Origin of the sequence: Pedobacter sp. G11 (assembly GCF_003860265.1) — a bacterium.
GTDB lineage: Bacteria > Bacteroidota > Bacteroidia > Sphingobacteriales > Sphingobacteriaceae > Pedobacter > Pedobacter agri.
Genome location: NZ_CP034190.1, coordinates 747,190 through 772,031, shown reverse-complemented (window position 1 = coordinate 772,031; position 24,842 = coordinate 747,190). Strand labels below are relative to the sequence as shown.

General features: G+C 38.0%; 23 protein-coding genes. 15 read left to right on the top strand and 8 right to left on the bottom strand.

Annotated elements, in window-relative coordinates; all coding sequences use genetic code 11:
• Positions 1-79: 79 nt before the first annotated feature.
• The 5 genes from EA772_RS03300 to EA772_RS03280 form a co-directional block, all read right to left on the bottom strand.
• A complete protein-coding gene (locus EA772_RS03300; RefSeq protein ID WP_124914966.1) occupies positions 80-373 on the bottom strand; it encodes a DUF3861 domain-containing protein in 294 nt (97 codons plus the stop codon).
• Positions 374-453: 80 nt separating this feature from the next.
• Positions 454-1,551, bottom strand: a complete 1,098-nt coding sequence (locus EA772_RS03295) for a VWA domain-containing protein (RefSeq protein ID WP_116169142.1) — start codon at positions 1,549-1,551, stop codon at positions 454-456.
• A gap of 418 nt (positions 1,552-1,969) precedes the next feature.
• Complete coding sequence (locus EA772_RS03290; protein WP_124911166.1) at positions 1,970-2,659, bottom strand: hypothetical protein; 690 nt, start codon at positions 2,657-2,659, stop codon at positions 1,970-1,972.
• Between the two features lies 1 nt (position 2,660).
• Positions 2,661-3,167 carry a hypothetical protein gene (locus EA772_RS03285; RefSeq protein WP_116169145.1) on the bottom strand — a complete coding sequence of 169 codons (507 nt, stop codon included), beginning with the start codon at positions 3,165-3,167 and terminating at the stop codon, positions 2,661-2,663.
• 68 nt (positions 3,168-3,235) lie between these two features.
• Positions 3,236-3,967 (bottom strand): intradiol ring-cleavage dioxygenase, encoded by a 732-nt coding sequence (locus tag EA772_RS03280; protein ID WP_124911165.1) that lies wholly within the window; start codon positions 3,965-3,967, stop codon positions 3,236-3,238.
• Positions 3,968-4,196: 229 nt separating this feature from the next.
• On the opposite strand from EA772_RS03280, the gene EA772_RS03275 reads away from it, so the two are divergent.
• The 10 genes from EA772_RS03275 (at position 4,197) to EA772_RS03230 (ending at position 16,737) form a co-directional block, all read left to right on the top strand.
• The gene (locus EA772_RS03275; RefSeq protein WP_010599073.1) at positions 4,197-4,496 is read left to right on the top strand and encodes a hypothetical protein; all 300 of its coding nucleotides are present in this window, start codon (positions 4,197-4,199) and stop codon (positions 4,494-4,496) included.
• A gap of 137 nt (positions 4,497-4,633) precedes the next feature.
• A complete protein-coding gene (gene secA, locus EA772_RS03270) occupies positions 4,634-7,936 on the top strand; it encodes a preprotein translocase subunit SecA (RefSeq protein WP_124911164.1) in 3,303 nt (1,100 codons plus the stop codon).
• 200 nt (positions 7,937-8,136) lie between these two features.
• Positions 8,137-8,580 (top strand): SPOR domain-containing protein, encoded by a 444-nt coding sequence (locus tag EA772_RS03265; RefSeq protein WP_246834030.1) that lies wholly within the window; start codon positions 8,137-8,139, stop codon positions 8,578-8,580.
• Positions 8,567-9,751, top strand: a complete 1,185-nt coding sequence (locus EA772_RS03260; protein WP_124911162.1) for a M20 family metallopeptidase — start codon at positions 8,567-8,569, stop codon at positions 9,749-9,751. The genes EA772_RS03265 and EA772_RS03260 overlap by 14 nt, the downstream gene beginning before the upstream one ends.
• Positions 9,752-9,859: 108 nt before the next feature.
• Positions 9,860-10,801, top strand: coding sequence for a hypothetical protein (locus tag EA772_RS03255; protein WP_124911161.1), 942 nt, complete (start codon positions 9,860-9,862; stop codon positions 10,799-10,801).
• 57 nt (positions 10,802-10,858) lie between these two features.
• On the top strand, positions 10,859-12,430 hold the full coding sequence (locus EA772_RS03250) for a serine hydrolase (RefSeq protein WP_124911160.1): 1,572 nt from the start codon (positions 10,859-10,861) through the stop codon (positions 12,428-12,430).
• 20 nt (positions 12,431-12,450) lie between these two features.
• On the top strand, positions 12,451-13,110 hold the full coding sequence (locus EA772_RS03245; protein ID WP_124911159.1) for an SGNH/GDSL hydrolase family protein: 660 nt from the start codon (positions 12,451-12,453) through the stop codon (positions 13,108-13,110).
• A 93-nt stretch (positions 13,111-13,203) separates the two neighbouring features.
• Entirely contained in the window at positions 13,204-15,192 is a 1,989-nt protein-coding gene (dnaG, locus tag EA772_RS03240) for a DNA primase (RefSeq protein WP_124911158.1), read from the top strand.
• 119 nt (positions 15,193-15,311) lie between these two features.
• Positions 15,312-15,677, top strand: a complete 366-nt coding sequence (locus EA772_RS03235; protein ID WP_010599081.1) for a YraN family protein — start codon at positions 15,312-15,314, stop codon at positions 15,675-15,677.
• On the top strand, positions 15,655-16,737 hold the full coding sequence (locus EA772_RS03230) for a glutaminyl-peptide cyclotransferase (protein ID WP_124911157.1): 1,083 nt from the start codon (positions 15,655-15,657) through the stop codon (positions 16,735-16,737). Before EA772_RS03235 ends, EA772_RS03230 begins: the two co-directional genes overlap by 23 nt.
• A 132-nt stretch (positions 16,738-16,869) precedes the next feature.
• Here EA772_RS03230 and EA772_RS03225 read toward each other — a convergent pair whose 3' ends face one another.
• The 3 genes from EA772_RS03225 to pgi form a co-directional block, all read right to left on the bottom strand.
• Positions 16,870-17,406 (bottom strand): DUF4251 domain-containing protein, encoded by a 537-nt coding sequence (locus EA772_RS03225; protein WP_124911156.1) that lies wholly within the window; start codon positions 17,404-17,406, stop codon positions 16,870-16,872.
• Positions 17,407-17,596: 190 nt separating this feature from the next.
• The gene (locus tag EA772_RS03220; protein WP_124911155.1) at positions 17,597-18,235 is read right to left on the bottom strand and encodes a hypothetical protein; all 639 of its coding nucleotides are present in this window, start codon (positions 18,233-18,235) and stop codon (positions 17,597-17,599) included.
• 89 nt (positions 18,236-18,324) lie between these two features.
• A complete protein-coding gene (pgi, locus tag EA772_RS03215; RefSeq protein ID WP_124911154.1) occupies positions 18,325-19,971 on the bottom strand; it encodes a glucose-6-phosphate isomerase in 1,647 nt (548 codons plus the stop codon).
• Between the two features lie 156 nt (positions 19,972-20,127).
• Here pgi and EA772_RS03210 point away from each other — a divergent pair, with 156 nt between their 5' ends.
• The 5 genes from EA772_RS03210 to EA772_RS03190 all read left to right on the top strand — a co-directional run bounded on the left by EA772_RS03210 (position 20,128) and on the right by EA772_RS03190 (position 24,841).
• Positions 20,128-20,646, top strand: a complete 519-nt coding sequence (locus tag EA772_RS03210) for a hypothetical protein (protein WP_124911153.1) — start codon at positions 20,128-20,130, stop codon at positions 20,644-20,646.
• Positions 20,647-20,726: 80 nt separating this feature from the next.
• Positions 20,727-21,329: a DUF5034 domain-containing protein gene (locus EA772_RS03205; RefSeq protein ID WP_124911152.1), complete on the top strand. Its 603-nt coding sequence runs from the start codon at positions 20,727-20,729 to the stop codon at positions 21,327-21,329.
• Between the two features lie 113 nt (positions 21,330-21,442).
• Complete coding sequence (locus tag EA772_RS03200) at positions 21,443-22,747, top strand: amidohydrolase (RefSeq protein ID WP_124911151.1); 1,305 nt, start codon at positions 21,443-21,445, stop codon at positions 22,745-22,747.
• A 77-nt stretch (positions 22,748-22,824) separates the two neighbouring features.
• Positions 22,825-23,899 (top strand): peptide chain release factor 2 gene (gene prfB / locus EA772_RS03195; protein ID WP_124911150.1). Its coding sequence is split into 2 segments (ribosomal slippage): positions 22,825-22,884 and positions 22,886-23,899, totalling 1,074 coding nucleotides; the frame shifts between segments, so codons are not numbered across the junction.
• Positions 23,900-23,908: 9 nt separating this feature from the next.
• Entirely contained in the window at positions 23,909-24,841 is a 933-nt protein-coding gene (locus tag EA772_RS03190; protein WP_124911149.1) for an alpha/beta hydrolase, read from the top strand.
• Position 24,842: the final 1 nt, after the last annotated feature.

The following is a 24,842-nucleotide window of genomic DNA, read 5'->3' as shown; positions in this document are numbered from 1 at the left end:
ATATCTGTGTTATGAGTTGCCAATTGTAGGTTGCAAGTTTGGATATTTAAACCTAAAACTTTTACCTTCAACCTTTAACTTATTTACTTTTCAATTTCTTCATAAACTCAGCAATGGCTGGTTGCAATTCTTTGAAAAGTTCATTATCTCTGTTTTTTAGAATCACCTCAGTAAACATTTTCAAGCCGATGGCAAATTCGGTACTCTGATTTTCATCTTCAAAAATAGCTTTGCTTTTTACAACATTTATAATATTGAAAAGATTATCATGATTGTCAAATTCCAATTTTAATGGAGCATTTTTTACCTCATCTTCTTTTGCTAAAGATATTTCTTCTAATGTTAACTTGTATCTATTTGTGCGTTTTGCCATTAATAATATCTCTTGTGATTTCAATCACTTAACTATTGTCTTAGTGTCCTATCTATTCAATTTCAGCCAAAAACTTCCGACTATTTAACTGTTTTTCTTCTATTCTTAATGTAATCTTCAAAAATGTATTCACCCAAGCCGTTTAAAGAGCTATAGAATGCTCTGCCGCCATTAATTTCAGTAAATTGGCGCACAAACTGTTGTAGGTATGGATCTTTAGCAATCATGAAGGTGGTAATGGGAATCTTCAACCGTTTGCATTGAGCGGCCATATTTAAGGTTTTATTAATTACCTTTCTATCCAGGCCCATACTGTTTTTGTAGTATTTTCCATTTTCTTTCAAGCAGGTTGGTTTACCATCGGTAATCATAAAAATTTGCTTGTTATGAGTTTTTCTGCGGCGAAGTAAATCGGTGGCGAGTTCCAGGCCTGCGAAAGTATTGGTATGGTAAGGCCCAACCTGTAAATAAGGTAAATCTTTCACGGTAATTGGCCAGGCATCATTTCCAAAAACAACAATATCCAATGTGTCTTTTGGATACTTGGTTTTAATTAATTCGGCTAAAGCCATAGCCACTTTTTTAGCTGGCGTAATTCGGTCTTCACCGTACAAAATCATCGAGTGAGAAATATCGATCATCAACACTGTTGAAGTGAGGGTTTTAAAATCCTTTTCTTCCACCTCCAAATCGCGGTCGGTCAGGGTGAAATTATTAATTCCATGATTGATCTGAGCATTCTGAATAGATGCAGTCATGTCGATCTGATCCAGACTATCTCCGAAATTATATTCCCTGCGATCGGCATTTTTCTCTTCTCCAATACCCGATTGATTGCTGTTATGATTTCCCCTTCCCGATTTTTTGAGCTTGCCAAAAATTTCATCTAACGCTGATTTTCGGATAGTTTGCTCTGTTTTGGCTGTAATCTTAAATTCGCCAGATTGATTATCTTCGGTGAGGTAACCCTTATCCTTTAAATCATCAATGAAATTACCAATGCCATAATCATTATTGGTTAATTTATATTGTTTGTCGAGCTCATTTAACCAACTCAATGCCTCTGCCGCATCTCCTGCTGTATAATTTAGCAATTCGCTAAATAATTTCAGCAACTCATCAAACCCACCTTTTGGCGTATCGCCAGGCTTATAATCAGAAAAACGAAAACCTCTCATGTGCTTGTATTAACGATTTATCGAAGATAAAAGTTTCGATTTGGATTAATTTAAGTAGGATGTCATATTTGGTGAGGGGAAGAAGGTAAAAGTTGAAAGTGGAAAGTCAAAAGCGGAAAGTCGAAAGTCAAAAGTGGAAAGTTAAAAAAAAGTCAAAGGCAAACTGCCAACTAAAACTGTAAAGTAATTTGGGCGTTCCCCAAGCTGCGCAAGGGGCGGGCTTTTCAGGGCTCCGCTTCGCTGCGGTACCAATGAAAAATTGGTACTGAACCCTTACAATCCCTAACGCAAAACCCATTGCATCAAAATCGGCTATTCATGCTTGCGCTCGTTTCTAACGAGTGCATTAATAGCAATACGACTTTGTCGTAATAGGTGAAAAAACATAACTCTTTAATCAAGAAGTAACTTTAAAAAATTAAAAATGTTCCAATACCAGAACAATAGCATTATTGCTTAACGCTTCCAGCTCAACCTTTTTAACATCCCAAAGTGCCAGTCCATCTCTGGCATGCATCAACCTGCCTTCAATTTCAAAAGCACCATCAATCACCAAACAAAAGAGCTTATGATCAGGGTTATTTAAGGTATAAGTTGTCTCCACTCGACCATCAAAAATACCCGCACTTAATTTGAATGATAATTTAGGTGTAGAAACGATTTCAATGAGCTGATTCTTGTTTTGATCAAAATCGAATTTAAAAAGCATTTCGCTCGCTCGAAGTAAAAACAGATCTGTGGTCAGCCCAATTTGAATATAGTTAATTACATCATTAGGGTAGGGGTTACTAATTTCCAAAACCTCACCTTTACCCAAATTAAGTATTTGTACTTGTCCGGTATCAACAGCAAATTCCTTTCCGCCCTGAACAATATCTAACCCACCTGTAATGGGAAAAAATATTTGGTAGGAATCTTCCTTTGATAGGAAAAAAATTAACTTTCCGGCAGCTATAGATTCGTCATTGCAAACAAACAGCGTTCCCGATGGTGCCCTATGTTCATCGTTATATTTTTCAAAGTTAAAGGTGCTGTATCTCCTTAAAGTATTGCTTTCCGTTAATCCCCGTTGATCGGCTAAAAAAATCTTTCCAGGTGTTGGGCTCATGCTAACTTATTGTTTTAATGGAATGGATACTTACAAAAGGTTGAATTTGGAAGAGATTAGTGAATGTTTCATCCGTTTCAGCTCCAGTGAACTGGGAAACCAGCAAATGATTATCGATACGCTCATGCCACACCAATGGTTTCGAAAAAAAATTGATAGCCACCTTATGCTTTTCAATGTCATTAAAATCCGAATTAATGATTTCGAACTTAAAATTTTCAAAAGTTAGAAAACGCCTGCCCAGGTTATCTAAAATATCGGGTATAATGCCATTAAGCTGCCGCAAGTAACCTGTAATGGCAGCGCTTACCAAAAAATGAAGTTTATCTGCCCCCGGAACATGCATCAGTAATTCTGCAAATGTGCCATATTTTCCATCTTGATTGTAAAATTGAGACTGCATTTTAAACTCTAAAAAGCTATCTTCATGAACAAACTTATCCCAATGACTGGAATTAGAATCATCAATGATTTTCCGATAACAAAGCGTAATTATTTTTTGGGACATGGCATAAAATTAAAAAAGACGTCAGGATATCCTAACGTCTGTGTAAAATAAAAAAAATAGGACGAATATTATGCTCTTACGTTAAGTTTAAAAGTTAAATCGAAGCCAGCAGCTAAAGTTCCGCTAACTTTTGCAATCTCAATGCCCGTTTTGTCATCACTAAAAACATTATCGGCATTATTATAGGTATAACCAGTCAGGCCTTTTGAATAGCCGTTTACCAATGCAACAGCACTTCCGGCACCTTCAGGAAAAGCAATTTGTGTTACACTTAATGATGTTCCACTGGCACTATAAACATGTACGTGAATATGAGTTGCACGCCCACTGTACCAACCAGGAAAAATAGAAGTAAAGGTTACCAGGCCATTTGCATCAGTGGTTTGGCGGCCACGTAAAAAGTGAACAGATTGATAGTTGGTTGATTGCATGCCCGTGCCCCCGTATTCAGAATAATTACCTTCGGCATCGCAATGCCAGATATCTACAATGGCACCTGCCAAAGCAGCACAACTATTATTGATATTACCTATGGAAATCTTCGCTGTCATTTTATAACCGCTTCTGCCATCGGTTATGTCGCTGCGTACATATGATGCCGGAACTTTTGTAGGAAATGGACCTTCGGTTTCCGTTGGCGCAACGGTACAAGTTCCATTTGTTCCAGCTGAGGTATTTGCCGTCCCCGAACCTGAGGTAGTATTACTTTCTGTAGTGCCGGCTTTTTTGCAGGCTTCGATAATTACCGGAGTGGAGATTGCCCCAATCATTAAACTCCTGATGAAATTTTTTCTTTCCATGGCTACACTGTTTTGCTTCGTTAAAATAAAAGTAGCAAACCTACTGCTGAGTAACAGCGATGTGACGATGTACGGCGATTTTGTATCGTTAAATGTTAAAATTGATTGAATTTAAAGAGTTGTTTAGGTTAAAAAGATATCAATTAATACAATTGGAAATAGAGGTATGGTTTTTGAGCATGCGTAATTTCATTTTGTAAAAGATTAAAACTAGCTTTGCCGCAAATTAATGAAACACCTCGTTACCATATCACTCGTATTTTTTAGCTTAACACATTTGGCGAAAGCCGAACGCGTTGAAGGGCTAAAACTGTTAAGTGAATATTGTAATGAACATAAAATCAGCGTTAATAATGTAGGGAAACCAACTGTTCAGCTTAACGACGAGCATAATCCTTATTTATTATCCTACACTGCACTTGCTTTAAGCGGCACCCAGGTTCCATCAAAAGTTGTTAAGTATGTATGCGTTAATCAGCTAATCTCTGATTTAACCATTCGGAAAAAACCGAAAAACAATAGCCCTTAGGTTTCTTTTTGACAAATCTTATTGAAGATTTCAACCCCCCCCCAATTATACTATAAGCAGCCAAATTGACTTAGATAAGCCAATGGATTGGTTGTTGTAATACACTTTTTATTAATACAAATACGATTTAAAATATAATGTTAGGATTTTTAGCGAAGATTTTCGGAAGTAAATCAGAGAGAGATATAAAGGCGATTCAGCCATTGGTTATTGCCATAAATGAACACTACAGTAAACTTTCAGCTTTAAGCAATGATGAGTTGCGTGGGAAAACAATTGAATTCAAAGAGCGCATTTCTGCATTTTTGACTGAAATTGATGGAAAAATTTCGGCCTTAAAAACCGAGGCAGAAAGTGAGGAGCTAGACCTTCATCAAAAAACAGCTATTTATGATCAGGTAGATGCCTTAGGCAAAGACCGTGATACAGAATTGGAAAAAGTCCTTTTGGAAATTCTTCCAGAAGCATTTGCTGTGGTTAAAGAAACTTCCCGTCGTTTAAGTGAAAACGATTATTTAGAAGTTACTGCCACACAGTTCGACAGGGATTATGCAGCCCGCAAAAGCAATGTGAAAATTGTAGGCGATAAAGCACAATGGGCTAACCGTTGGGATGCTGCCGGTACAGAAGTGGTTTGGAACATGGTTCACTACGATGTACAGTTAATTGGTGGTATCGTTTTACACAGTGGTAAAATTGCTGAAATGGCTACAGGTGAGGGTAAAACTTTGGTTTCTACCTTGCCTGCTTATTTAAATGCACTTGCCGGACAAGGGGTTCACATCGTTACGGTGAATGATTATCTTGCCCGTCGTGATAGTGAATGGAACGGACCTTTATTCGAATTCCATGGTATTAGTGTAGATTGTATTGATAAACACGAGCCGAACTCTGAAGAGAGAAGAAGAGCTTATGCCGCAGATATTACCTACGGAACCAATAACGAATTTGGTTTCGATTACCTGCGTGACAATATGTCGCAAACGCCTGACCAGTTGGTTCAGCGTAAATTACACTTCGCCATGGTTGATGAGGTCGATTCAGTGTTAATTGATGATGCCCGTACGCCATTAATTATTTCGGGTCCGATTCCTCGCGGCGATGAACACGAATTTTATGAATTGAAACCACGTATCGAACGTTTGGTGAATGCACAAAAAGCTTATGTTTCTCAAGCTTTAAATGAAGCTAAAAAATTAATCAACGCTGGTAATACAGGAACTGAAGAAGGCGAAGGTGGTTTAGCATTATTACGTGCTTACCGTGGTTTGCCTAAAAACAAAGCTTTAATCAAATTCTTAAGTGAAAGTGGCGTTCGTGGCTTGCTGTTAAAAACAGAAAACTACTACATGGCCGATCAATCTAAGAATATGCCTAAAGTTGATTCTGAGTTGTATTTCTACATCGATGAGAAAAACAATCAGGTTGAATTAACAGAAAAAGGTATTGAATTGATTACGCAATCTGGAGAAGATCCTAATTTCTTTGTATTGCCTGATGTAGGTACTGAAGTTGCTGATTTAGAAAAATCGGCGCTGCCTTTAGAAGATAAGGTGGTTCAAAAAGATGCTTTGATGCGTGATTATTCTGTAAAAGCTGAACGTATTCACTCTGTTAACCAATTATTAAAAGCTTATACTTTGTTTGAAATTGATGTAGAGTACATCATCGATGAAGGAAAGATTAAAATTGTTGATGAGCAAACGGGTCGTATTATGGATGGCCGTCGTTATTCTGACGGGTTACACCAGGCGATTGAGGCAAAAGAAAATGTAAAAGTTGAAGATGCCACTCAAACTTATGCAACGGTAACCTTGCAGAACTATTTCCGTATGTACCACAAACTTTGCGGTATGACGGGTACAGCGACTACAGAAGCAGGTGAGTTTTGGTCGATTTATAAATTAGATGTGGTTGAAATTCCAACCAACAGAAATATTTCAAGAGCTGATCAGCAAGATTATGTTTACCGTACAGTACGTGAAAAATATAATGCTGTGGCTGATGAGATCGTAAAATTAACCGAAGCAGGTCGTCCGGTATTGGTGGGTACCACTTCTGTTGAAATTTCAGAATTGTTAAGCCGTATGCTTAAACTTCGTGGAATTAAACACAACGTGTTAAATGCTAAGATGCACCAAAAAGAGGCTGATATTGTTGCTGAAGCTGGTCAGGCAGGTACTGTAACCATTGCTACCAACATGGCTGGTCGTGGTACGGATATTAAGTTAGGCACCGGAGTTAAAGACGCTGGAGGTTTAGCCATCGTGGGTACGGAACGCCATGAGTCTCGTCGTGTAGACAGACAGTTACGTGGTCGTGCTGGTCGTCAGGGAGATCCTGGGTCATCTCAGTTCTTCGTTTCACTAGAAGATAACTTGATGCGTTTATTCGGTTCTGAAAGAATTTCAAGCATCATGGTGCGTATGGGAATTGAAGATGGTGAAGTGATTCAACACTCAATGATTACCAAATCTATAGAACGTGCTCAGAAAAAAGTAGAAGAAAACAACTTTGGTATCCGTAAACGTTTGTTGGAGTACGATGATGTAATGAACTCACAACGTACGGTAATTTATGCTAAACGTAAAAACGCCTTGTTTGGCGAACGTTTGGATGTAGACATGAACAACATGGTTTACGATGTTGCTGAAGATATTGTGAGTGAGTACAAACAAGAGGCAAATTATGATGGATTCAAATTAGAAGTAATTAAAAACTTCTCTTTAGATACCGCCATTACTGAAAAGGATTTTGCTTCTACGAATGCAGCTCAGTTAACCGAAAGATTATTTGAAGAAGCTGAAGCATTTTATGCCCGCAAATCAGATGCGATTATTCAACAGTCGTTACCTGTTTTAACTCAGGTTTACGAAGAGCGTGGGCAACATATCGAACAAATTGTAGTTCCTTTTACCGATGGAATTCGCGGTATTCAAGTAGCTGTTGATTTGAAGAAAGCTATTGAAAATAAAGGAAAAGAGGTGGTTCGCTCATTCGAAAAAACAATCGTTTTAGCCTTGATTGACGATAGCTGGAAGGAGCATTTACGTGAAATGGACGATTTAAAACAGTCTGTTCAAAATGCAGTTTATGAGCAAAAAGATCCATTGGTGATTTACAAAATGGAAGCTTTCAACTTATTTAAAAACATGCTTAATGCGGTAAATAAAGAGGTAGTAAGTTTCTTGTATAAAGGTGGTATTCCGGTTCAGCAGGAAGCTGAAGAAGTTAGGGAAGCACCAGCCCCGGTAAAACAACCAAAATTGCAAACCACTAAACAGGAGTTTGGTGCAGAGCAACCAGGTGTTGAGTTTGGAGATACCCGTGAAGCAGTACCACAACAACCAATTCGCAAAGAAGCAGCTATTGGCCGTAATGAGCCATGCCCTTGCGGAAGCGGCAAAAAATACAAAAACTGCCACGGCGCAAATCTGTAATTTGATTACTGAAGTTTAAAATCATATACAAGGCCACATGAAAATGTGGCCTTTTTCATTCCATTTCAACTTAGAGTCGGGATCCGGATATCAACATAGCCAAACTACCATTTGCACAACCCATAAAGAATGCCGATTTTTGCAGTGAATTCGGCATTCTTCTTTTTAAACAATTTCGGAATGCTCTTGGTTACTTACAAATGAAAATAACAATAACTTTTATATTTAGCTTTTTACTATTTACTGCATCTTTTGCGCAAAGAGGAGAAGTAACTGTTATAAAAGACCCGTTAATTGATAGTTTAATCGCTAAACGTTCTGCTGTTTACAAGACTCCTGGCGAAGTGAAAATTGGCAAGCCCATTGTTTCTGCTTATGGATACAGGGTTCAGGTTTTTTACGGTTCCGATCGCCGGGAAGTATTTAATCAGCAAGCTCGCTTTAAAAGTCTTTATCCGAAATATAATACCTACCTGGTTTACAAGGAGCCGAACTATTATATCCGCGTAGGCGATTTCAGAACCCGTTTGGAGGCGCAGCGTTTAATGAGCGAAATCCGGCCGGCCTTTCCAACACTATTCATTTTTAGGGAAAAAATTAATGCCCCACAATTAGATACGACCACTACTGATGATCAAAGATAAAATTCAAGAACTGGCTGCTACTATTTTCAACGATGTAGTAGGCTACCGTCAACATATTCATGCTAATCCTGAATTATCCTTCAAAGAATTTGAAACTTCAAAATTTGTAAAAGAGAAATTAACAAGTTGGGGAATAGAGTTTACCGACTGTGCAAACACAGGCGTAGTTGGCTTAATTAAAGGAAATTTACCATCTGATAAAGTGATCGCTTTGCGTGCTGATATGGATGCCTTACCAATTTTAGAAGATAGCACTAAGCCTTATGCCAGTAAAAACCAGGGGGTAATGCATGCCTGCGGCCATGATGTTCATACTTCTTCTCTGTTAGGCACAGCCTACATCATCAATCAATTAAAGGATGAATTCGGCGGTACCGTTAAACTGATTTTTCAGCCGGCAGAAGAGTTGCTTCCAGGTGGAGCAAGTATCATGATTAAAGAAGGTGTACTCGAAAATCCAAAACCAAATTATATTGTAGGGCAGCATGTGATGCCCTTAATCGAATCAGGTAAAGTGGGTTTCCGTTCTGGTATTTATATGGCTTCAACCGATGAATTGTACGTTACGGTAACCGGAAAAGGTGGTCATGGCGCACAGCCTCATCAAAATATCGATCCGGTTTTGATCGCTTCGCACATTATTATCGCTTTGCAGCAAATCGTATCGCGTAATGCTGATCCTCGTTTGCCCTCAGTGTTATCTTTCGGAAAAGTAACCGCAAATGGTGCTACGAATATTATTCCTAACGAAGTTAAAATTGAAGGCACCTTTAGAACTTTAGATGAAGACTGGCGGGCAGAAGCGCATAAACGCATGAAAAAAATGGCCGAGGGTATTGCAGAAGCCATGGGTGGAAGCTGCGATTTTGATATTCACAAAGGCTATCCGTTTCTAATCAACGAAGAGCAATTAACTGCCAATGCTAGATCGTTTGCTGAGGAGTTTTTAGGCAAAGAAAATGTAGTTGATCTGGATATATGGATGGCTGCAGAAGACTTTTCTTTTTACTCGCAGGTAACAGATGCGTGTTTTTACCGTTTAGGTACTGGAAACGCAGCAAAGGATACGCAGTATTCTGTGCATACTCCAAAATTTGATATTGATGAAGATGCGCTGAAAATTTCGACCGGTTTAATGGCTTACATTGCCTTAAAGCAACTCGGAAACTAAAGATAGATTTGAAGAGCTATGACGCAAGATGGAATTTGAATTTCAGGCTTAATTAGTGCGTGGCCATCTTACATTTTCCCAATACCATTTTTATATATACCATTCTACATGAAAAAAATACTTTTGCTATTCATATCATCCGCTTTCATCTTTAGTGGTTTTGCCCAGGAGATTCCACGTTTCAATCCCGATACCATCAAAACGATTACTTTGGATTCGGTTGTAAATATTAAAGCAGAGCGTTTAAATATTGAAACATTTATCAATAAGGTAGTGAATGACACCTCATTTTATGAATCTTTCAGAGATATGAAACGTTATAGTTTTATTGCTGAAAACCGAATTTTTAGCTACGATAAAAAAAACAAAGTTGATGGTAAAATATACCGCAAAATCAAACACAACAATGCGGGTAAATATAAAATGGAGTATCTGGTAAAGGAAGAAAGTGGCAACCTTTACAAAAGAAATGGCAAGTACCAGCTTTATACCGTCGAAATGTTCGATTATATTTTCATGAATGCTTATAACACAGATTTTGTTCCAAATGCTCCGGCAGGAGATGGTAAAGGAGGAACAAACGAAGGTTATAAAAGTAAATTGAAAACGCTGATTTTTAATCCCGGTAGACCGGTAAAAGTTCCTTTTATTGGGAGCAAAACTGAAATATTTTCTGCCAATATGCGGCAGTATTATGATTATGCTTTTACCAGTGGTATCTATCTTGATTCTATTCCGGTTTATCGCTTTAAAGTTTCTGTAAAGCCAGATTTATCAAGCTGGACAAAAGATGGTATCATGATTAAAGAATTGGTTACCATTTTCGATAAGCGAAACTTTAATATTCTGGGTCGCTATGTAGACATGAAATACGGCAATATGCTTTTCGATTTCGATGTAAAAATGAACATCGAAATGGGCTATTTTGGTGACGACAAATTGCCTACAAAAATCACCTATCAAGGCAATTGGGATTATCCATTTAAAAAGGAAGAACGAGCCAGCTTCTTAATCGTTCACAAAGATTACAAGCTGGAAAAGGGTAAATAAGTTTAAAAACGCTTTTGAAAGATTTATTATCTTTAAACGATTATTAAACCAACCTCAATGCCATTAATTTCCAATTTTTTGTTCAGGATAACTGCCTGCTCCTTAATTTTCTGTAGTATAAATCTACAGGCACAGGTACTAACCACCAAGCAAATTGATAGTGTTGCCGAGAAAACTTTAGCAGCTTTCGATGTTCCTGGGCTTGCAGTTGCTGTGGTAAAAGATGGCAAGGTGATTCACTCCAAAGGATATGGTGTTCGCTCCCTGAAAAATAGTTTAAAGGTTGATGAACATACACTTTTTGGTATCGCATCAAATACAAAAGCCTTTACCGCTGCCGCATTGGGTATGTTGGTTGACGAAAAGAAAATCACCTGGGATTCGAAGGTTACAGACATTATTCCCGAATTTAAATTATATGATGCTTACGTTACGTCGCAATTCACCATTCGCGATTTATTGTCTCACAGAAGCGGATTAGGTCTTGGTGCCGGCGATTTAATGATTTGGCCAGATTCCTCAACGGTTACTAAGAAACAAATTATTCACAATCTAAGATATCTTAAACCTGTTTCCAGTTTTCGTACCCAGTGGGATTACGACAACTTGCTTTATATTGTCGCCGGCGAAGTTATTGAAAGAATTTCTGGTCTTAAATATGAAGATTTTATCGAAACACGAATCATGCAGCCTCTAGGGATGACCAAAAGTGCTTTATCATACAATCGTTTAAAAGATAAAACCAATATTATTGATGCGCATGCTCCTGTAAATGGAAAAATAGCCGTGATTCCAAAAGACTTTACGGAAAACAGCAACGCTGCAGGCGGTATGAATGCCAGTGTGAGTGAGTTAAGTAAATGGGCGTTGGTACAACTCAATGGAGGGAAGTACGGTGAAAAACTCGACAAGACGTTGTTCAGCAAAGCGGCCCAAAATCAAATGTGGACATTGCATAGCATCATTCCTGCTGGAAAAGGATCTTACAACAGGCACTTTTTTGGGTATGGCTTAGGCTGGTTTTTAAGTGATGAAAAAGGTTATATGGTTGCCGAACATACTGGCGGACTTGCCGGAATGGTGAGTGAAGTGACATTAATTCCTGATTTAAAATTAGGCATTATCGTATTAACCAATCAACAGGCCGGCGGTGCTTTCACGGCAATCACCGAATCTATCAAAGATGGTTATTTCGGTATTACCGGAAAGAACCGGATTAAGGATGCATCTGATAATGAAAAGCAAGAAAAAAGTTACGGTAAACAAGTAACCGACAAAGTTTGGGCTGATATCGCTACCGCTCAAAAAAACGTTAACAATAAACCAGCTGTTAAAAATTATCTGGGTACCTATCAGGATGAATGGTTCGGGGTGGTTACCATCAGCGAGTTGAATGGCAAAACGCATTTTGAGGCTAAGAATTCTCCGAAATTAAAGGGTGATATGGTATATTATAAAGGCAATACTTTCATTGTAAAATGGTATGATAGGAGTATGGATGCGGATGCATTTGTTAATTTTTCGCTTGATTTTGAAGGGAAACCCACTGCCATCAAAATGGAAGCCATTTCTCCTTTAACCGATTTTAGTTTTGATTTTCAAGACCTCGACCTCAAAAAGGTTGATTAAAATAGCTAACCAAATCCATTATGAAAACATTAATTAGAACAAGTATTTTACTGAGCTTTTGCTTAATTGCATTTACTTCAATGACATTAAAACCAAAACGAATCATATTTTTCGGCGATTCCATCACTCAACAAGGTGTTTCGAAGAACGGTTACGTTACTTTAATCAAAAAATCACTGGATTCTACCAAATATGAAGTTCTAGGTGCAGGAATTGGCGGCAACAAAGTTTATGATTTGTACCTGCGTTTAGAAGATGATGTATTAAATAAAAAGCCCGATTTAGTGGTGATTTATGTAGGTATTAACGATGTGTGGCATAAGCAGTCTTCTCACACCGGAACAGATTATGATAAATACCTGAAGTTTTATCAGGCACTAATCAATAAAATTCAGGGGGTTGGAAGTAAAGTGATTTTAGTTACGCCATCTGTGGTAGGGGAAAAAAAGGATGGTACCAATGAACTAGATGCTGACTTGAATAAATATGCTGCAGGTATCAGAGAACTGGCAAAGAAGAATAATCTTCCGCTGTGCGATCTGCGAAAAATATTTACCGAATATGAAGCTAAAAATAATCCGGAAGATAAAGAAAAAGGCATTTTAACCACCGACCGTGTGCACTTAAACGAAACTGGAAACAAATTGGTGGCTGAACAATTACTGCCATTGGTGAAATGATGTCAAAAGTTATCGGTTATAAATTGTAAGTCTGAATGCTTATCGTTTATAAAATTCATCCGTAACTTATAACAATCAACATGTAATCCAAAAATGATAAACCGCGAAACGATAGATAAGATAATGGATACCGCCCGAATTGAGGAGGTAGTAGGGGATTTTGTGCATTTAAAAAAACGCGGAACCAGTTTAATTGGCAACTGTCCTTTTCATGGAGAAAAAACACCATCCTTTCACGTATCTGTAACCAAAGGAATTTATAAATGCTTCGGTTGTGGTAAAGGTGGCGATTCAGTGCGTTTTATTATGGATCACGAAAAATATTCGTATCCTGAAGCGCTTAAGTTTTTAGCCAATAAATATAATATTGAGGTTGAAGAAACCGAGCTCACCCCACAAGATGCCGAAGCCCAAAGTGCCAAGGAAAGCTTATACATTGTTTCTCAGTTTGCAGCCACATTTTTTGTAAAACAACTTTGGGAAACCGATGAAGGCAAAAGCATTGGCTTAAGTTATTTTAAAGAGCGTGGTTTCAGGGAAGATATTCTTAAAAAATTCGAGGTTGGTTATTCTCCTGATGTTTGGGATGCCTTAACCCAAAGCGCTACAAATGCAGGGCACAAGCTTGAATTTTTGGAGTCGACGGGTTTATCTATTAAAAATGATAATGGCAAAATTTACGATCGCTTCCGCGGTCGTGTAATGTTCCCTATTCATGGCTTCACAGGGCGGGTAATTGGTTTCGGGGGGAGAACGCTTAAGACTGATAAAAATGTTCCCAAATATGTAAACTCGCCAGAAAGTGAGATCTACCATAAGTCGAATGTATTGTATGGCTTGTTTCATGCAAAAAAAGCCATCCGCGATTTAGATAATTGTTATCTCGCAGAAGGTTACGCAGATGTACTTTCCGTACATCAGGCGGGCATTGAAAACGTGGTAGCTTCTTCCGGAACTTCATTAACAGTAGAGCAGATTAAGCTTATTGGTCGTTTTACACAAAATATTACCATTTTATTTGATGGCGATGCCGCGGGGATAAAAGCCTCACTGCGTGGTTTGGACATGATTTTGGAAGAAGGACTGAATGTGAAAATTGTATCTTTTCCCGATGGTCACGATCCTGATTCTTATATGCATCACGTGGGTGCAGGTGCTTTCAAAACCTATTTAGAAAATAACCGTAAAGATTTTATCCTTTACAAAGCCAATGTTTTACTAAAAGATGCCGGCGATGATCCGATCAAACGGGCAGGCATTATTCGGGATATTGTAGAAAGTATTGCTAAAATTCCTGATCCAATCAAAGCTTCGGTATTCGTTCGTGAATCGAGTAGTTTATTGGAAATTGAAGAAAAGATCCTAATGAGCGAACTCAACAAAATGCGCTCCGGTAAGGTGAAAAAAAACTTCGAGAGCAATCAGAGAACACAAAGCAATTTTTCGAATAATAAAGCCAATTCCTTTTCTTCCGGTCCGCCTGAGCCGCTTGGTCCGCCAGATGATTTATGGGACGATAACGCCGGACCTGGTCATGTACATACACCAGCAGAAACAGATGAAAATCAGGAAAAGGAAATTGTGCGTTTATTGTTGGCCTATGGCCATGAATTTGTGAACTGGGATAAAATTGATGACATGTACATTGGCTCTTTCATTATGCAAAACCTGGCCGATGTAGAATTCGAAAACATTCTCTGTAAAAAAATTATAGATCACTATAAAACGGAAATTGATAATGGGCGCTTGCCTACTGCAAACCATTTTATCAAACATGAAGATAGGGATATCGCTGACTTAGCCATTACCCTTTCCACATCAGAATATGCTCTAAGTGAGAATTGGTTAAATAAACATTTGATTTATGTGAAGGACGAGAGTATGAATCTCAAAGCCACAATTTTGGGTGGGATTTTTCATCTGAAAAAGCGTAAAGTAGATAAGATTCTGACCAATTTGCTAAAGGAGATCAAAGAAGAAAAAGATACGGATAACCAGATGATTTTAATGCAACGTTACGGGGTGATTAAAGGAGTAGAACGCGAAATTTCTAAATTTTTGGGATCCGTAATTGTGAAATAAATACTGTAGCGTTTCAGGCATTTGAGGTTGCCTGGATTGATATTTGGAAAAAGTAAAATACATTAGGTATTTAAACGCGTAAACGAGAAGTGAAAACTGTAAATTGAAAAACTGAAAAAATGGCTTCTCATAACGAATTAGGTAAAACAGGAGAAGATATTGCCAAACAATATCTGGAAGCCAGTGGTTATGAAGTGCTGGACGAAAACTGGACATTTGGTAAAGCTGAAGTTGATTTAATTGTTTACAAAAACGGAATTATGGTTTTTGTGGAAGTGAAAACCCGAACATCAGTTGCATTCGGTCAACCGGAAGAATTTGTGCATAAAGCCAAACAGAAACAGATGGAGTTGGCCTCAGCTGAATATATTGCGCTGATGAATCATCAGAATGATATTCGTTTTGACATCATAGCCATTACCTTTGAAAAAAATAAAAATTATAACTTAAATCATATTGAAGATGCTTTTTGGCCTGAAGATTAATCAAATCAAAAAACTACTATTTGTTGGAATTATTGTTGCTTTTATAAGCGCCTGTAAGGATGATAAACCGAATGTTTACCGAAACTTCTTATCGCCGATGATTGGATTAAATGTTCCGGTAGGGAATGAGTTTGAAACAAAAATTCAATTTGGCAACGAGAAAAAGGTAGATTCAGTTATCTATTTAATTGATAGCACAAAGGTTGCTACGAAAACCGATACTTCGGCGATTAAACTAAAAACGGAAGGCCTTAAGTTAGGAAGCCATATCATCACGGCGAAAATTTATGAAGGTACAGATGCCGAGGATTTAACCACTAACATTAATGTCTTAGCGGCTCAGGCACCGGTTGAGTACATTTACAAGGTCATCAAAACTTTACCTCACGATACCTCATCGTATGTAGAAGGCTTGGAATATCATGATGGATTTTTCTATGAAAGTGCTGGTGATTACGGGCATTCTAGTTTACGTAAGGTAGAGCCTTCAACAGGAAAAATAGTGCAATCTACACCTGTTGATAAGCAATATTTTGCAGAAGGTATTACCATAATTGGTGATAAAATTATTCAGCTTACCTATCGTGAAAAAGTGGGCTTTGTTTATGATAAAGCAACGTTAAAAAAACTTTCTGAGTTTTCTTATACTACCGGAAGAGAAGGATGGGGTTTAGCTTTTGACGGTGAGAAAGTTTTAAATACAGATGGTTCGAATACCATATTTTTTCTGGATAAAGATAAATACAACCGGATTGGTTCAATTGATGTTTATGATAACAAAGGGCCGGTTCAGAATTTAAATGAACTGGAAGTGATTGACGGGAAAATTTATGCAAACGTTTATACCACCAATGAAATTCTAATCATCAACCCTGAAAATGGTGCCGTAGAAGGTCGAATTAATCTAACTGGCATATTTCCTTCAGATTATTTCAAAACCGAAGATCAAAGAGCAAATAATGTGTTAAATGGAATTGCTTATGATCAGGCAACCAAACGACTTTTTGTAACAGGAAAAAAATGGCCACATATTTACCAGATACAGATCAGCAAGAAATAACTAATTCATTCAATTGTCATTCTGAGCTTGTCTGAAGAAATTATTAATCGTTTCGACAAGCTCAACCTGACAAATGAAGAGCTGCATATCATTCCCCACGTTTTCGACTGTAGTAGAGAAGGCTTAAAGGAATTACTCTTCCTTTTTCTTTGGTTCCTCTAAAACCCCATTAAATGTAATGGGCTGCTTATTATTTCCACTTGCAATTAATGTGGCATAGCCGTTTTTCGATACACTTAAAGTAAAGCGATAGTTTTCCCTTTTAACATCTTTAGTGTTAATTTGTATAGTGTAGTTGCCTTTTTTGCTAATGGTTTGATTGTAGGTGAAATCTTTAGACGTGAATTTTATGCCTCCTTCATTAGGATTGTAGGGCGCAGTAAACGCTCTGCCATAGAAAGGCAGATAAGCAACAACGCTATCTTTAGTCACTCTAAAATCGTAATTAGAACCAGTCAGATTTATTGATCCACCACCGCCAACATTGCCAGGCATTCTTTCCAAAATTCTTGAAATATCCATATTGGACATTGGAATGGCAGTATTTGCGATGAAGACATAATTTTTATCTTTTACAATTTTATCTGTTGTTTCCTTATCTGTCTGGGCAAACAATGGCAAAGCCGATGCCATCAAAACCATGCTTAATAATACTTTCAATTGTTTCATAATGTGTGTTTTAATCGTATAACAATTTAAAGATGTGCAAGTTTCATTGATTCCATAAACAAATACTAATAAAAGCTATCTGCTTCAATGGAAAAGGCGCAAGATGACATTGCGCCTTTAAAAATAAATTTTAATTGTTCCTTATTCGATGCTTCAATGCATGATCAGCAGATCAAAATTGAGTGAGTTATTATTTTAACCCTACTATATGTCCGTAAACATACAACCTTGAATCTGCAGTCGCTTCGTCTTGAAAAATCGCATTACCGTCCTGATCAACTTCTAAAAAAACGGTTTTGAAAAAGTCTCCATTTTTAATTTTATAGGTAATGATGGTCTTGTTCTTTTTTTGTTTAATCGACTTCACTTTAAACGCCGGAGTAGTGAGCAATTGATAATCGATCTCCTTGTTGTTTATTTTACCCAATCGCAAGGTCGATTCATTTTGGGCCAGGAAAACTTTCCCATCAAGCGCTAGCTTTTTATCTCTTGAGATTTTATTATTGATATTATAAGCTGTGAAGTAACTTCCATCTCCACTTGCTAATCGATAGTAACGATCTGTCTCTGCTACAGGGAATCTTCCATCCTGAGACGTTATAGACAAGCTAGTTTGTATGCTCGCTGTACTAGGATTCACATTTGAATAATTCGGAACATCAAAGTTGTAACCACTACTCCCATTTGTGCCTGGTTTTTTCTCGACTTTCGTCGCTAAAAAGGCGAATTTTTGACTTTTCAAAACTTGTTGGATATCCTCAGACATCTCTTTCTGTGCCATTGCAACGCCTGCGTATGCAATTAGGCAAAACATTAGTAATTGTTTCATTCTTGTTTCATTTATGTGTACAACAATATAACAATTACTAAGTTCATTTGGTTACGGATCTGATTAATAGATTGTAACAATTGCGAAGATTATCTCCAGGCTTTATATTGATTGATCAATCCGTTGGTTGAGCCATCGTGGCTCTCCACCTTTTGATCACCTTCCAATTCAGGAAGAATCTTTTTTGCCAGTTGTTTGCCCAGTTCCACGCCCCACTGATCGAAGCTAAATATATTCCAAATTACACCCTGTACAAATATTTTATGCTCATACATGGCAACTAAGCTACCTAGCGTGTAAGGTGTAACTTTTTTTAAGAGAATAGAATTGGTTGGTCTGTTCCCTTCAAAAACCTTAAACGGCGCTATTTTGGCAATTTCATCTGCTGATTTACCATCTTTTTTCAGTTCTTCAGTTACCTCTTCTTCCGTTTTGCCATTCATTAAGGCCTCTGTTTGAGCAAAGAAGTTAGATAATAAAATTGGATGATGATCGCCAAGCGGATTTAAACTTTGTGCTGGTGCAATAAAATCGGCAGGAATAATTCTGGTTCCCTGATGAATCAGTTGGTAGAAAGCATGCTGGCCATTGGTACCTGGCTCACCCCAAATAATGGGTCCGGTTTCGTAATCAACTTCGTTACCGTTTCTATCTACATGTTTACCGTTACTTTCCATATCACCTTGTTGAAAATACGCCGCAAAGCGATGCATGTATTGATCGTAAGGTAAAATAACCTGTGTTTCGGCATTGTAAAAATTGATATACCAAACTCCGAGTAAACCTAAAATAACAGGGATGTTGCTTTCAAATTCTGCTGTGGCAAAATGTTTGTCGGTAGCATGTGCGCCTGCTAAAAGCTCTTTAAAGTTATCGAAACCAATACTTAATGAAATTGATAAGCCAATTGCGCTCCATAAAGAGTAACGACCGCCAACCCAATCCCAGAATTCAAACATGTTTTCAGTATCAATTCCAAAAGCCGAAACATCTTTTGCATTGGTTGATAAAGCAGCGAAATGTTTCGCAATATCATCTTCTTTACCACCTTTCTCTAAAAACCATGAACGGGCAGAATGGGCATTCGTCATCGTTTCTTGCGTGGTAAACGTTTTCGACGCCACTAAAAATAAAGTGGTTTCAGCATTTAATGCTGATAAGGTTTCAGCTATGTGGGTACCATCGATATTCGAAACGAAATGAATATTTAAGTGGTTTTTATAATGTTTCAGTGCTTCCGTTACCATTACCGGACCCAAGTCAGATCCGCCAATACCAATATTCACCACATCGGTTATGGCTTTACCGGTGTAACCCTTCCATTCGCCGCTGATAATACTGTTGCTAAACTTTTCCATTTTGGCTAAAACAGCATTAACTTCAGGCATCACATCTTTTCCATCCACTAAAACAGGTGTGTTGCTCAAATTACGTAAAGCTATATGAAGTACCGAACGATCTTCGGTTTCATTGATTTTATCACCTGCATACATCGATTTTATCGCTTCATCCAATTTGCATTCGCGAGCCAGTTGCATTAAAAGCGCCAGTGTTTCATCGCTTATTCTGTTCTTGCTATAATCAAGCAAAATGTCTTCAAAAAAAACAGAAAACTTGTTGAAACGATCAGCATCTTCAGCAAAAAGATCTTTAATGCTTTTCTGATTAATATCGATAAAATGATCGGCCAAATATTTATATGCCGCTGTTTCAGTAAAATTTATTTTAGGTAACATATCCTTTGTTTTTTGTAAAAGTAATAAAGCAAACTTTTAAAACTGTCTTTTTAATGTTCAAAATCATTAAGAATTTTTATTCTTGAATTTAGAGCGTAACTTTGAGGCAAGTCCCTATTGATACTGAGCATTCAACATTATTAATCATAAACAATTATGTTAGAAAATTTAAATCAATTGGTGCGTGAAAACGTACAGGATACCGTTGTAAACAACAGCGAAGTTCCAAACGAACAAAATGAAGAGGTTATTCAAGCAGCTTCGGGCTCAATTTTCGACAGCTTAAAAGACCAACTTGCATCAGGAAACGTAGGCGGTTTAGCCGAGATTTTCAATTCGGGCAATGCGGAAGGTTCGGCCGTAACTCAACAGGCTGCAGGTAATTTTACGGATAAGTTAGCAGGCTTAGGTATTAACGCAGAAACCGCTAAAAAGTTGGCTGCCACTGTAATTCCTGTAATTATCGGTAAGCTCACGCAAAAAACAGCTGATCCAAATGACAGTTCTTTCAATATCAAAGACGTTTTGGGAAGTTTGGCTGGCGGAAGCGATGGCAAGTTTGATGTAAGTGACGTGATCGGCATGTTTAATGGCGGTGGACAACAATCTAATCAGGCAGGTGCAGCTCAAGGCGAAGGCGGAATCCTTGATAAACTCAAAGGAATGTTTAATTAGTCAACGATTATATTGTATATCAAGCCATCTCAACGGATGGCTTTTTTTATTAATTTTGAAACAACTAATTCACGTATCTCATGATTAAAAAAATCTTTTTCGTTTTTGCTTTAGCACTCATGTCGCAGCTTATTGTTGCTTGTGTAGATTGTAATTGTTTGCCTGTTAAAACAATTTACTATACCAATAAAGCCCTTTTACTTAGAAATATGGATTTTTCCTTGGCTGAACCTAAAATTTCCAATGCTGCAATGATTTCGGGCGCAAATTATGGCATTCAAGTTCAATTGCAAACTGAAATCATCGTTTTAAATAAAAAACAGAACAGATTTGGCTTGATGCAATCTGCCTATGCCTGTAGTTGCCCTGAAGATGATTTCATTGCTAAAGATAATATTGCATCCTTAAAAATATTTTCCAATAATGATTTTGATGCCACTCATCCAAAAAACACTGATCTAAGTTTGTATTTTAAGGCAAAAAGAAATAACGCCATGGTGGCAATAACTGATTATATCGCTGCTATCAAAGATCAGATCTATGCTTATCCGAATAATTTTTATGAGGGTATATTTTTACAAACCGCACCAACCTTAAATAAAAAGCACAGATTTAAGATCGTTATTACCTTAACCGATGGCAGGGTTTTGGAAGCCGAAACAACAGAGGTAGAATTAACTTAACGCAATATTAAATTAAGTAATTTTTAAGCCATGTAATTTATTGCATGGCTTTTTTGTGTGAGTAGAGCCTGAAAATTCTTAGATTAGTACATCCTTAAATCCAAACAGAAATCATGAAAAAAATTTACCTCGCTGCATTTTCTTTGTTATCAATTAATGCCTTTGCACAAAAGTCTGATTTACGCTCAGCGGTTACAAAAAAAGCTGATGCAATAGAAAAGAAAGTAATCGAATGGAGGAGAGATTTTCATGAACATCCTGAACTTGGGAATACCGAAGTAAGAACAGCTGGGATAATTGCCAAACATTTAGAATCATTAGGCATTAAAGTAACCACTGGTGTAGCTAAAACAGGCGTGGTTGGAATTTTGAAAGGTGGCAAACCTGGTCCGGTTGTAGCGTTAAGGGCCGATATGGATGGTTTGCCTGTTGTCGAGCGAGTGAACATTCCTTTTGCTTCAAAAGTAAAAACTCAATATAACGGGCAGGAAGTTGGTGTAATGCATGCTTGTGGGCATGATAGCCATATGGCCATTTTAATGGGCGTTGCAGAAGTGCTGGCCTCCATGCAAAAAGATATTCCCGGAACAGTAAAGTTTATTTTTCAACCTGCTGAAGAAGGCGTTCCGGCAGGAGAAGAGGGTGGAGCGGCATTAATGATTAAAGAAGGCGTTTTAGAAAACCCAAAGGTAGAAGCTATATTCGGTTTACACATTAATGCGCAAACGGAAGTTGGAAATGTTACCTATCGCCCGGGTGGAACCATGGCTGCGGTAAACGATATGAAAATTACGGTTACAGGCAGGCAGGCACATGGTGCTTATCCCTGGAGCAGTATTGATCCGGTGGTAATTTCTGCCCAGATTATCAATAACCTTCAAACCATCGTAAGTAGAAACTTAAATGTAACTGAACATCCTGGCGTGGTAACCATCGGTGCCATTAACGGTGGCGTACGTTCGAACATCATCCCTGAAAAAGTCGAAATGCTGGGCACTGTCCGCAATTTCAGCAAAGAGGATGAAGCCATGTTTATCGAACGGATTAAAACCATTGCTACAAAAACTGCTGAAGCTGGTGGTGGTACTGCCGAAGTTAAGATTCCTTACAGCAATCATTATCCCGTAACTTTCAATGATATCGCTTTAACAGAAAAAATGCTTCCAAGTATGCGGGCAACAGCTGGTGCTGATCACGTGATGCTGAAACCACCTGTAACCGGTGCAGAAGATTTTTCTTTCTTTCAAGAGAAAGTGCCTGGTTTATTTGTGTTTTTAGGCGGAATGCCGAAGGGAAAAGATCCGCTTAAAACTGCTTCACATCATACGCCGGATTTTTACCTGGATGAAAGTGGATTTACACTAGGGGTAAAATTACTTTCAAATTTAACCCTGGACTATATGGGGCTGAAGAAATAAACCTTAGGCATGAACCGCATTACATTAATTGAAGTGCTTATGCCGGTTGATCAACCCAATTTTATATATTTGCCATTATGACCAAAGAACAAATTCAGGATTTAAGGGACAGAGTAACGTCCCTGAGGAGGCATCTTTGACGTCGATGAGCTACTATACGCCATCCGTGAAGAAGAAAAATTAACGATGGCGCCCGATTTCTGGGATGATCCAAAAAAAGCAGAAAAAATTCTTGCTGAAATCAGTTCGAAGAAAAAATGGACAGATGGTTTCAACCAAACCAATAATGCGGTAGAAGATGCTGCAGTGATGTTTGAATTTTTTCAATCTGGCGATGCATCAGAAGCCGAACTACAAGAACAGTTTGAGTTGAGTAAAACTTCAGTTGAAGAGCTGGAACTGAAAAACATGCTTCGCAATAAAGAAGACCAGCTTTCGGCAGTGGTGCAAATTACCGCTGGCGCCGGCGGTACAGAAAGCTGCGATTGGGCTTACATGCTCATGCGTATGTACATGATGTGGGGCGATAAAAACGGCTACAAAATTACCGAACAGGATAGTCAGGAAGGGGAAATTGCCGGTATTAAATCGGTAACACTTCAGTTCGATGGCGATTTTTCTTATGGTTATTTGAAAGGCGAAAATGGCGTTCACCGATTGGTGCGTATTTCACCTTTCGACTCCAATGCTCGCCGCCATACTTCATTTGCATCTGTTTATGTTTATCCTTTAGTGGATGATACCATTCAGATTGACATCAACCCAGCTGATATTGAGTTCGAAACTTTCAGGGCAGGGGGTGCCGGCGGACAAAATGTAAACAAAGTTGAAACGGCAGTGCGTTTATACCACAAGCCATCAGGGATTATTATTAAAAACCAGGAATCAAGATCTCAACTTCAGAACAAGGAAAACGCGATTCGTTTGCTTAAATCTCAATTGTATGAAATTGAAGAACGTAAACGTAATGAAGCCATCGCTGCAGTGGAAGGATCGAAGAAGAAAATTGAATGGGGATCGCAAATCAGAAGTTATGTGCTGGATGATCGAAGGGTAAAAGATCATCGTACAAATTATCAAACTTCAAACCCTGATGCGGTTTTAAATGGCGATATTAACGACTTTTTAAAAGCATATTTAATGGAATTTTAAAAATAAATCATGGCAAAATCATCCATCCTTTTCGTGTTGATATTTATGACGGTTCAATTTTCAAAAGCGCAAGAAGTTATACCGCTCTATTCCGATAGCATTCCTGGTGCTAAACCAACACCATCATCGTATGTTGAAAATACAGAAACGCGGACAAACGGAACTTTAAGTGTAACGAAGGTTTCTATACCCACATTAACCGTTTTTGAAGCGCCTAAAAACATTGCTACAGGTACTGCTATAATTATCTGCCCGGGTGGTGGATACGGAGCTTTGGCATTCAGTCATGAAGGAACCGATGTAGCCAAGCGATTCAATGCCATTGGGGTAACGGCTTTCGTTTTAAAGTACCGCTTGCCGAGTGATCAGATTATGGTGGATAAGACTTATGCATTATTACAGGATGCGCAAAAAGCCATTTATCTGGTGAGAAAGGATGCGAAAAAATATGGCATCAAAAGTAATAAGGTTGGTATTATGGGTTTTTCTGCAGGTGGTCATTTTGCTTCCACCCTGGCTTCACATTACAGCGATTTAAAAATTGCGAATCCTGAAAAGATTGATCTTCGCCCGAGTTTTGCGGTATTGGTTTATCCGGTAATCAGTTTTGAAGAATCTGTGCATACGGGGACTATGAAAAATCTTTTAGGACCAAATCCATCGGATTCATTAAAGAAATACTTTTCTGCAAATGAAAATGTAAACAAGAAAACGCCGCCAATGTATTTTGTTCATGCTAAAGATGATAAAACGGTGCCAGTTGCTAATAGTGAATTAATGCATCAAGCTTTACTGGCAGCTAAAATCCCAAGCAATTTAATGTATTATGAAAAAGGGGGACATGGTTTCGGCCTGATCAATAAAACCTCTGATATAGATTGGTTTAACTTGATGGCTGGCTGGTTGAAAGTTCAAAAGTTTAAAGTAAAGGGCGATTTTTAAA